At 67.7% G+C, this 9,664-nt stretch carries 7 protein-coding genes; all 7 read right to left on the reverse strand.

Annotated elements, in window-relative coordinates:
• Positions 1 to 118: 118 nt before the first annotated feature.
• From AC30NL_RS03875 to AC30NL_RS03905, 7 genes are read right to left on the reverse strand one after another with little or no spacing between them, the layout of a single operon-like run.
• Entirely contained in the window at positions 119 to 2,095 is a 1,977-nt protein-coding gene (locus tag AC30NL_RS03875; RefSeq protein WP_489462695.1) for an EAL domain-containing protein, read from the reverse strand.
• A 10-nt stretch (positions 2,096 to 2,105) separates the two neighbouring features.
• On the reverse strand, positions 2,106 to 2,963 hold the full coding sequence (locus AC30NL_RS03880; RefSeq protein WP_489462696.1) for an HDOD domain-containing protein: 858 nt from the start codon (positions 2,961 to 2,963) through the stop codon (positions 2,106 to 2,108).
• A 29-nt stretch (positions 2,964 to 2,992) separates the two neighbouring features.
• Positions 2,993 to 4,327 (reverse strand): hypothetical protein, encoded by a 1,335-nt coding sequence (locus AC30NL_RS03885; RefSeq protein ID WP_489462697.1) that lies wholly within the window; start codon positions 4,325 to 4,327, stop codon positions 2,993 to 2,995.
• Positions 4,324 to 5,664 (reverse strand): HlyD family type I secretion periplasmic adaptor subunit, encoded by a 1,341-nt coding sequence (locus AC30NL_RS03890; protein WP_489462698.1) that lies wholly within the window; start codon positions 5,662 to 5,664, stop codon positions 4,324 to 4,326. Before AC30NL_RS03890 ends, AC30NL_RS03885 begins: the two co-directional genes overlap by 4 nt.
• A 10-nt stretch (positions 5,665 to 5,674) precedes the next feature.
• Positions 5,675 to 6,313, reverse strand: a complete 639-nt coding sequence (locus AC30NL_RS03895; RefSeq protein WP_489462699.1) for a hypothetical protein — start codon at positions 6,311 to 6,313, stop codon at positions 5,675 to 5,677.
• A gap of 13 nt (positions 6,314 to 6,326) precedes the next feature.
• The gene (locus AC30NL_RS03900) at positions 6,327 to 7,760 is read right to left on the reverse strand and encodes a TolC family protein (protein ID WP_489462700.1); all 1,434 of its coding nucleotides are present in this window, start codon (positions 7,758 to 7,760) and stop codon (positions 6,327 to 6,329) included.
• The gene (locus AC30NL_RS03905; protein WP_489462701.1) at positions 7,757 to 9,514 is read right to left on the reverse strand and encodes a peptidase domain-containing ABC transporter; all 1,758 of its coding nucleotides are present in this window, start codon (positions 9,512 to 9,514) and stop codon (positions 7,757 to 7,759) included. Before AC30NL_RS03905 ends, AC30NL_RS03900 begins: the two co-directional genes overlap by 4 nt.
• Positions 9,515 to 9,664: the final 150 nt, after the last annotated feature.

Below are 9,664 nucleotides of genomic sequence, written 5' to 3' on the forward strand. Positions count from 1 at the left end.
GCTGAGAGGCTGAGAGGCTGAGAGTATTTCGATCATGCCCGCTCATCACGTCAAAAGACCCCTGCTCGTCGTTGCAAATCCTCGCCATAGCCAAGCTATGGCTGCCTTTGCGCCTAGATCAGGCGCCTTTTGACGTGCTGCTCGGCACGCTCGAAATACTCTCAGCCTCTGACTCGACCACCCCATGCAGCGTGTCGGACACCAGCGGCCCGGTCGCGCCGCCTACACCCAAATCTTCGAGCACTCTCAGGTCGCGTGCGTCGTCGAGTCCGTCGGCAATCACCTGGACGCACATCGCACTGGCCACGTCGACGACTGCGCGGACGAAGGCCTGCTGGCCTGTCTGCGCATGCGCGCCGACACAGAATTCGCGGTCGAGCTTGATGAAGCTGACGCCAGTGCGGCCGAGCCGCGCCAGGAACGAAAAGCGATGCCCGAAGTGTTCGATGCCGACCTTGCAGCCGAAGGCCCGCGTTGCCGCGCTGAAGCGCAGCAGTTCGTCCAGTGACTCCGACAAACCCATCTCGTCGACTTCGATCCACAAGCGCGACGCATCTGCGCCGGCACCGCTGAGTATCTGCTCGACGCGGCGCTGAAAGATGGGCCGGCAGATCGAATGTGGCGAGACGTTCACCGCCACATCACCATCGCAGCGCGCGAGTTCGGCCAGGGCCAGTTGGATGGCACGAAGGTCGAGATCGACCACGCGGCCAGTGCGGATCGCCGGCGGGATGAAGGCGGAAGCCGGCATCAAGTCACCGTCGGGGCTCCGCAAGCGCAGCATGGCCTCGCGATGCAGCAAACCAGTCCCCGCTCCCTTTACCGGGTAGAAGGCGAGCTGGACATGGCCGGTCTCGAGCGCGGTTTCGATCATCACCCGCCACTGCGCCACGGCGATCACGTGCAAGGGTTCAGCCGGCGTGGTGATGCAGTAGCGCTCGCGGCGCGTCTCGGCGGCCATCACCATCGCATCGGCACGGGTCAACACCTCGCCGAGCGCCTCGTCGGGCCTGTAGGTGCTGGCGCCGATCCACGCCACATTCCAGGATTCGGCGATGCGCTCGTCGTGCAAGGTCCCCATGGAGTCGGCAACGCTCGTCAGCCACTCGTTCAGCGCCACCTCTGCCACGCCGGGCAGCAGGATGCAAAAGTCGGCGCCGTTCAATCTCGCCAGCAGGCCGCCCTGGGTCTCCAAGGGATAGACGCGCGTGCGCAGCACGGTCGTCACCGCGCGCAGGAAGTCGTCGGTGCGCAGACGGCCCACGCGCTGGTTCATGCCCACCAGATCGTGGACACGCACGATCACCACGGCGCCGCTGCGCTGGCCCTGCGGGTCGCTCAGCTCGCGCTGCAAGCACTCCATGAACGCACTGCGACTGGCCACGCCCGTGAGCGGGTCGTGCGCCGTCTCGTTCTTCATGGCCGCGAGGCGGGCGTCTTTCTCGTCAAGCATCAGGCCGACCCGCGCGACCATCACGTTGAGAGCCCTGGACAGATCCACCCACTCGCTGACACCCGGCTGCGCGATCGAGATGAAGCGCCGTTCGCCGAGCGCGCGGATCTGCTCTTGAAAACCCTCGAGCGGCCGTCTGGCCCAGCGCAGCACCGAGGTCAGTGTTGCCACCAGCAGAGCGCCGCACAGCGCCACCGCCAGCAGCAGCGCCCAGGTGAGCGTCCACAGAAACTCATACGCGCGGTCGGTCCGCGCAAGCACGGAAACCGCGCCCCCTGCATTGTCGGGCGCTGAAAGCAGCGCGCGCCCGGGTGACACGTTCAGCGGCACGGCGCGGGCGAACCACGCGGGCGCCTCGCCTGCGGGCCGCGGATTGGCGAGACGCATCAGCACGCGACCGTCTGCATCGGACAGCTCGAGCGCGGCCCATTGTTCCTGCATCGCCCGTGCCGTTGCGGGCGTCGCGCGGGCAGCAGGGTCGGGTCCCGGCTGCGCCAGCGCGGTGGCAGCTGCCACGCTGGCGCGGCCGACCTCTTCGGCAACGTGATGGCGCGCGACGCCAATCGAGAGCAGCAGGCAGGCCAGCATCGCCAGCGAGAAGCAGGCGGCGATGCACGCCCACGTCAGGCGAATCACGGACATGCGCGGTCCTTCATGTCGGCGCGGGCAGATCTTTCATCTGCTCGTAGCGCTCGACAAACGCCGTGGTGGTGACGTAGTCGTTCAACGCCAGCCGCTGGAGCAGCCCGGCATCGAGCTTGGCGATGGCCTTGGCCGCGCTGTCGCCTTCGACGACCGAGATTGCCACGTCTCGCGCCACGCGCACGATGTCCGAAAGCGGCGAGTCATCTTCGCCCACACCGGGGTCGACGCTGCTGGTGATCGCCCGCGCCACCTCGCGCGGGAAGCCCAGGCGGTCCACCCACAGCGCGCCGATGGCTGGGTGGGCGGCGCCGAATACGGCCACCTCGCGCTCGGCCAAGGCTTGGCCGCGCAGGTTGCGATAGCGAGTGAACTCGGCGGCCGCCGCGAGCGGATACGCCTGGCACAGGATCAGGTGTCCTGTTCCCAGTAGCAGGCCCGCCGCGTGGGCGCTGTGCACGTCGGCGTGAAGATGCTGCGCGAACAGTTGCGCAGTGGCTGCGGTCACAACAGCGTCGAGCCAGAACTGGCGCAGGTTGACACCGGGCACCTCGGTAAAGGCCGACGACACCCCGCAGGCCATCACCAAAGTCTGCAAGGCGTTGGTACCCACAAGAGCCACCGCATCGTTGATCGACGCCAGCGAGCGCGCTCCGCTGTAGAAGGACGAATTGGCCAGACGCAGGACGCGGGAGCTCAGCACAGGGTCGCGTGCGAGCTCGAGCGCCAGATCGTTGAGGTTGATGTCGCGGCGGCGCAGTCCGGCGATCAGCCGATGCACCACGCGGGGAATGGTTGGCAGTGCCGTGCGGCCACTGACCACATCGTCGATGAAGTTCATGCGTACAGGTGATGTCGGAGTGATCACGGCCGCGCTCCATCAGAGAGGCTGAGAGTTCATTCGGCCTCCAGCAGCTTGCGCAGCGCAGCCTTTTCGCCGTTCCATAGTGTCGCGTCCAGGCGCTTGACCACGCTGTTCTGCGCCTGCACCTCGCCCAGCAGTTCGCCCGTTCGCTGTTTCATCGCATCGACCTCAGCGGTCAGGGCGCCGACATGGCCGAGCGCTGCCTTCAATTGATCGAGCATCTGGCTTTGGCCGGGCAGGAATTCAAGCATTCTGGCAACCCGGTCGCTGGCTTCGCGCGACTCACGAAAGACGCCGCTGGACGCGCTCGCCAGTTCACCCAGCACGGGCACCACGTCACGCACGCCGCCCACCGCGATCACGGTACGTTCCAGCACTTCTTCCTGCGAGCGCAGCCTCTCGCTCAGGCCCGTCGAGGACAGCGCCGCGTCCCGCACCTGCGGTACCAGCTCACCCAGCTGGGCGCTGACGCCGTCGAGACGGCTCAAGGTCTGGCGATGCTGCTCGAGGATGTCGCCGAGCAGGTTTGCCAGAAAGCGCTCGGTGATCTCGACATTGGTGTTGACCTTGGTTTTCTCGGCCAGCGAGAGCACTTCCTCGCGGACCTTGTCGACGAACACACTCACCGTCTTGCGCACCAGGATCATTTGGAAGCCCAACATGATCGAGCCGATCAGGCCGAACATCGATGCTGAGAATGCGGTGCCCATCGACTCCAGTGGTTTTTGCAAACCACCGACGATGCGCGCAAATTCCGATTCCATTCCACCGCCACCAGCACCACCACCGCCACCGCCCACGCTGCTGGCGATCGTGGCGATCAGCGCGCTGGTGTTGATGAGTGTTTCCAGCAGGCCCACGAACGTGCCCAGCAGACCCAGGCCGACCATCAGGCCGACGATGAACTGGGAGAGTTCCTGCCTTCTTTCGAAGAAGGCCTCGAGGTCCTTGAGCTCAGGCTCCATCACCGTGGTCTGGATGTAGACCTGATGCCCCAGCCCGAGCTTTTCCAGCCGGCCTAACATGCCCAGCACATGCGCCTTCGGGCCCAGCTTGGGATCGGGCTCGTCGCTCCAGGCGCCCAGCCGCAGCCAGGCCATGCCGGCATGAAAGACCTCGTTCTCACGGTACACGCGCCGCACATGGCCCACCATCGTGGCGCAGCCACAGCACAGCACGGCAAGGATCAGGCCGTTGAGCGCCGGGTTGGAGACAAAGGCGAAGGAGACGAAGTGCCAGGCCGCCACGGCCCCGAGCACGACGCAGAGTGCGGGCGCCCAGATCAGCAGCGCAAAGCGCCTCGGCAGCCGCCCTTCGTGCTGGACCTGGGGCTGCGCCGGCCGTTGAAGCGTGATGGATTCGTTCACTTGTGATCCCTGAACGCGGTTGCACCAATGCCCCGTATGGGCGAAAGCAGGTACTGGAGAATCGTGCGGTTACCGGTCACGGCATCCGCGCTGACGGTCATGCCGGGGCTCAGCACCTGTCCGAACTCGCGCCGGCTTTGCGGGTCGACCGTCACGCCGACTCGGAAGTAGCGTTCCCCATGCTCGTCGATCAGCGAGTCGGCGCTGATCTCGTTGACCCGGCCCGCCAGCGTGCCATAGACCGTGTAGTCGAAGGCGGCTACACGGACGACCGCCTTCTGCCCCAGCTGCAGTGCGCCGCGCTCGGCGGGCAAGGCGCGTGTCTCGATCACCACGGCCTCGTCGTCGGGCGTGAGTTCGAGCAAGGTGTCGCCGGGCTTGACGACACCGCCGACCGTGTTGAAGAGCAGTTTGTTGACGCTCCCCGCGGCGGGTGCAACGACCATCGTGCGCTTGACGCGATCGTCCTCGGCATGGAGGTCCTGGCGCAGTCGCTGGATCTCGATCTGCGTATCGGCCAGCGTGGCGCGCGACTCGCTGCGGAACTGCGCCACCGCCTCCGCCAGCCGGGCCTGTAGCTCCAACGCGGCCGATGCCAGCCGCGGCATGGCGGTCTCACATTCGCGAATCTGGGTCGCCAGGCGTTCGACCCGGGCCCGCGCTTCCAGCAGCTCGAGCTGCGAGCCCGCGTTCTTGGCGAGCAGGCCGGTGATCAGGGCCAGCTGCTGCTGGGCAACCTCACGCTCGCCTGCGAGTCCACGCCGGCGGGCTTCCTGTTCGGCGCTCTCCTGCCGCTTCTGGCTGATCTGCTCCTCGAGCACCCGCGTGGTCTGGTGCAAGCGCGCGCGGCGGGCCTGGAAGGAAGCGCCCTCGTTGCGAACTTCGGGCGCGTTGGCCTCCAGGCCCGCGGGCACGCTGAAGCGCTCGGCGCCGTCGGCCTCGGCCTGCAGGCGCGCGGCTCGCGTCTGCAGGCCGCGGAGTCTGGCGTTCTTCTCGCCGCGCGACGCGTTGGCCATCAGGTCCGACACGGCCAGCAGGTTCTGGCCCTTGCTCACCACATCGCCCTCCTTGACGAAGACTTGCGAGACGATGCCCCCCTCCAGGTGCTGCACCAGCTGCGGCTTGCCCGAGGGGATCACGCGCCCTTGTACGCGCACCACGCGATCGACGCGGGCCGAACCAGCCCAGACGAACAAGAGCAAGGCGGCCAGGCTGGTCGCGTAGAGCAAGGCTCGCGGTTTGCGCAGTCTGCGCGCTGCTCCGAGCTGGCCGTCGAAGTGGAACAACACGCGCTGCAGGGACGTCGCGCCATCGGCGGCGAGTGATGGGGCGTTCATGCCGGGTGCCTCATGGAGCGGTGATGGAAATCGTGACCGCCGGGTGCGCGGCCTTGCTGGCGGTGTCGATCCGCACGCCAATGCGGCTGGCGGCATAGCCTTGGTCGAGCAGCTCGTTTCGCACCGCCATCACACGGACATAGGCCGAGCGCTGGTTCTCCGTCAACTCGAGCGCCGGGCCGACGGCCACGATCTGCACCCGGGCCTGCGGCGCCGCGGCCTTGCCGTTGGCAAGTGCCTCGCGCAGGCGCTGCGCGGCAGCGCTGTCCAGGGTCAGCGCGGCGTCGGCGAAGTCGAGCTGGAGCAGGTTGTCGACCTTGCTTATCCGTCCCCCGGCGGCCGAGGCGGCACGCTCGTTCCCTTGCACCGCGATATGGGTTCGTCCGGGCAGCCCGCTGCGGGGCGCGGCCTCCTGCACCGTCGTATGCGCCTGCACAGCTGCCGCTGCCGCTGCCGACGCCGCTGCCGACGCCGCTGCCGCCGCCGAGTGCTGCTTGACCATCTCCTCGGCAACGCGCTTGCCCATCAATTGCGCAGCGAACGAGAGCGCGATGGCCAGCACGACGATGACGAACACCATCGCGATCACGACGTTGGTGAGCGCGTCCACGAAGCCGGGCCAGTAATTGGCTGTCTTTCCGCCTTCCACTGTCACCCCGCTTTCAGTGCCCTGCCCTGTCGGCCGCCGGCACCGTACCGAACGCACTCATGAGCGTGCCGGTGAGGTGGGCCACCTTCAGGTGATTTTGGGTTTCGCCGATCACAAGCGCAGTCATGTCGAGCTGCGTCTGGTACAGGCGTTGGTAGGCGTCGAGAACGTCAAGCAGCGAACGGTTGGCCGCTGTGAGCTGGGCCTGGAAGGCCTTGACCACGGCGCGGTCGGCATCCAGCTCTTCGCTGACCGAACGGTAGCGATCGGCCACCGCCTCCAGGTTGGCGTAGGCGGCCTCCAGCTCCTGCAAAAGCTTGCGTTCGACCGTGAGCGCGAGTTCGTTCTTCTCCTCGCGCTGCGCGGTGCTGGCGCGCATTTGCGCAAGGTCGCTGCCACCGTTGAACAGCGGCACCGTCAGCACCATCATGGCCTTGGTATCGCGGAAGTAGGCCTCGGTGCCGGCCGCGTTGACGTTGCGGTTGTGGCTGACTTCGAGCGACACCCTGGGCAGGAAGTGCGCTTGTGCCGCCGAGCGCCCCCAGTCGGCTGCCTCGGCCTCGGCGCGTGCGGCGCGAAGATCATCGTTTTGCGCCAGGGCCAGCGTCTTGGCAGCGTTCAGTTCGCTCGGAATGCCCAGGCTCGCCGGGCCGCCGACATCGAGCCGCGCAGGTGCCGACCCGACCAGGCGCTCGAGGTTGCGCAGCGCCACTTTCAGGCTTGCGCGTGCGTCCGCAATGTTGGCCCGCGCACTGGCGACTCGGGCGCGCACGCGTTCACGGTCGGCGACGCTGGCGCCTCCGCCGGCCGCGCGCTCGGAGACGAAGCGCAGCAACTCGGTGAGCATGGCTTCGTAGCCCTGGCTGACCTCGATCGTCAGCCGCGATTGCAAGGCCTGCAAGTAGGCCCCCGCCAATTCGAGCCCGGCCGAGGATTCGGCGCCACCGACCTGACGCAAGGCCGAATCGGCGAGCACGCCCTGGCGGCGCCACTCACGTCGCGCAGGCTCGTCGATCAGCGCCTGGGTCAGCTGCGCGCTGCCGTCCTTGCGCGGCAGCTGGCTCCATGGGTCGACACTTTCCAGCCGACCGCGGCCGACGGCCGCGCGTAGATCGACGTGCGGCAACAGCGCACCCAGCGCAGCGCGACGTGTCTGCTCGAAGGATTCGGCGCGAAATCGAGCCGCCCGAACGTCGGGGCTGTAGTTCAGGCCCTGAGCGATGGCGCCGCGCAGGTCCATCGTGGCCGCTGCATCGTCAGCCGTGCGGCCTTCGCCGGCGACGGCCAGGCTCATGGGCACCTGCAACACTTCGGGCAGATTGTTCATGCGCAGCGGCCGACGCAGCGACGCGGGTGCAGTGTTTTCTTGCGCCGACGACGCCAAGACCGCGAGGCCTAGCGTGCAGGCCAACGTCGCACAGCCGATCTGATGGTGCAGCCGGTTCATGAGGCAACGGCGGCAAGGGGTGGGGTCGCGTGCTGTGCCGCACGCGGCGGCGCCGCGTGAGCGCCCAGCAAACGGCTCGGCGGCGCGTCGGCGACGATGCGACCGCCCTCGAGCACGAGCACACGGTCGGCACACTGGATCACTTCGGCGGCGTGGGTCGCCACGACGACACAGCGCCCGGCGCGCAAAGGGCCCAGTTCGCGCAGCACCTGTTCCTGCGCCGGCCGGTCCAGGCCGAGCGTGGGCTCATCGAGCAGGATGACCTCGCTGCCCTGGGCCGGGTCGGGCGGCGCGTCGCCGCCGTACAGGGCGCGCGCGAGCGCCAGCATCTGTCGCTGCCCCCCTGAGAGTGCACTGCCGTTGGTGCCGACCTCGGAATTCAAGCCCAGTTCACCACGGTCCAGCGACGGGCCGAAGCCGGCGCTGCGCAGCGCGCGCACCAAGGCTGCATCCGACGCCGTCGCGGTGCCCGGCGCCACGACCTCGCCAAGCCGGCCGCGCAGAAAGCTTGGATCCTGCGGCTTGAACCGCACCTGCGAGCAGAGCCAGCGACGCTGGAGATCGTCGCCGATCACATGGCCGCCGAACGCGAGCTGGCCGGCGCTGTGCGGCACGTGGCCGGCGAGCACGCGCAGCAGCGTCGACTTGCCGGCGCCGGAGGCCCCGACCACCGCCACCAGCTCGCCGGGGCGAAGGTGCAGCGTCAGGCCATCGAGAATGCTGCGCGCCTGGCCCGGGTAAGCAAAGCTCACGCTATCCAGTCGGATGCCCTCGGTGGCCAGCGCGCCAGCAGCCGCCTGCAGCGCGCTGACCGGTGCGACATCGAAGTCGACGGTGGCGCCCAACTCGCCCAAGGAGCGCGAAAACTCTTTCCAGCGCGAGACGATCGGCGCGATCGAACACAGCGTCGCGAGGATCCGGCTGCTGAGCAGGCTGACCGAGATCAGCCCGCCAACCGACAGAGCCTGCGCCTCGACGCGGAACACGCCCAGCACGAGCAGCAGCACGGTCGAGAACGACATGGCGACGGGAACGGCCTGTTGCGACAGCTGCGACCACAGCCGGGCCTGCGCTGCGGCCCGCGCCCCGGCCAACGCCGGCAGGCGGTAGCGCGTTGCGGCGACATCGGCGGCGGACTTGGACATCAGGCTTTCGCGAGCGCAAAGCACATCGACCAGCCAGGTCAGTTTGGCGCTCTGGGAGGCACTGGCCCGGCGCTGCCGGCTCATGCTCACCGACTGAAAAACCGCCGTGACCACGAGCAGCACTGCCCCCACGCCCAGCGGCACGCAGACCAAGGGCCCGGCAATGATGCTGACTGCAAGCACGAAGAGAAGCAGAAAGGGCAAGTCGGCGATTGGCAGCAGGAACTGCGCGCTCAGGAGATCGCGCGTACCGGTGACCTCGCGATAGCGCGAGAGCACGTCTCCGATCGCCAGCGTCTTCGACATGGGGGCGGCCAGGATGCCGCGCATCAGGCGCTCGTCGAGGTGTGCGTCCCAGCGCGCGCCCGCGTGTTCGACGATCAGGACACGCGACAGCCGCAGGCTGATCTCCAACCCGAACAGGATCAGCATGCCGCCGGACAGCGCCCACAGCGTGTCGTGAAGCTCGTTGCCCATGGCCTTGTCGTAAACCAGCATCGAGAACAGCGGCAGCGCGAGCACGAAGGTATTCACCAGCAAGCTGGCCAGCAGCATCTCGCCGACATGGCGGCGGTTGGCACGCACAAAGTGCCAGAGCGCGTGTTTCACCGTCCACCCCGCGGGTGGCCTGGTGTCGCGTCAAGCCACAAGTGTCGGCTGATCGCGCCGCTGTCGGAGCGCAGTGCAAGGCGCGCCGACGAGTCATAGCCGTCGCTATGGCGAGGAGGCGCAACGCCGCAATGCGCTTCGAGAGCAAGC

This window comes from Rhizobacter sp., from assembly GCA_021153565.1.
Taxonomy (GTDB): Bacteria; Pseudomonadota; Gammaproteobacteria; order Burkholderiales; family Burkholderiaceae_C; genus Albitalea.

What these genes read in the sequence shown, in the direction of transcription:
- AC30NL_RS03875 (WP_489462695.1), bottom strand. Translation starts at nt 2,095, where the DNA reads ATGTCCGTGATTCGCCTGACGTGGGCGTGCATCGCCGCCTGCTTCTCG.
- AC30NL_RS03890 (WP_489462698.1), bottom strand. Translation starts at nt 5,664, where the DNA reads ATGAACGCCCCATCACTCGCCGCCGATGGCGCGACGTCCCTGCAGCGC.
- AC30NL_RS03900 (WP_489462700.1), bottom strand. Translation starts at nt 7,760, where the DNA reads ATGAACCGGCTGCACCATCAGATCGGCTGTGCGACGTTGGCCTGCACG.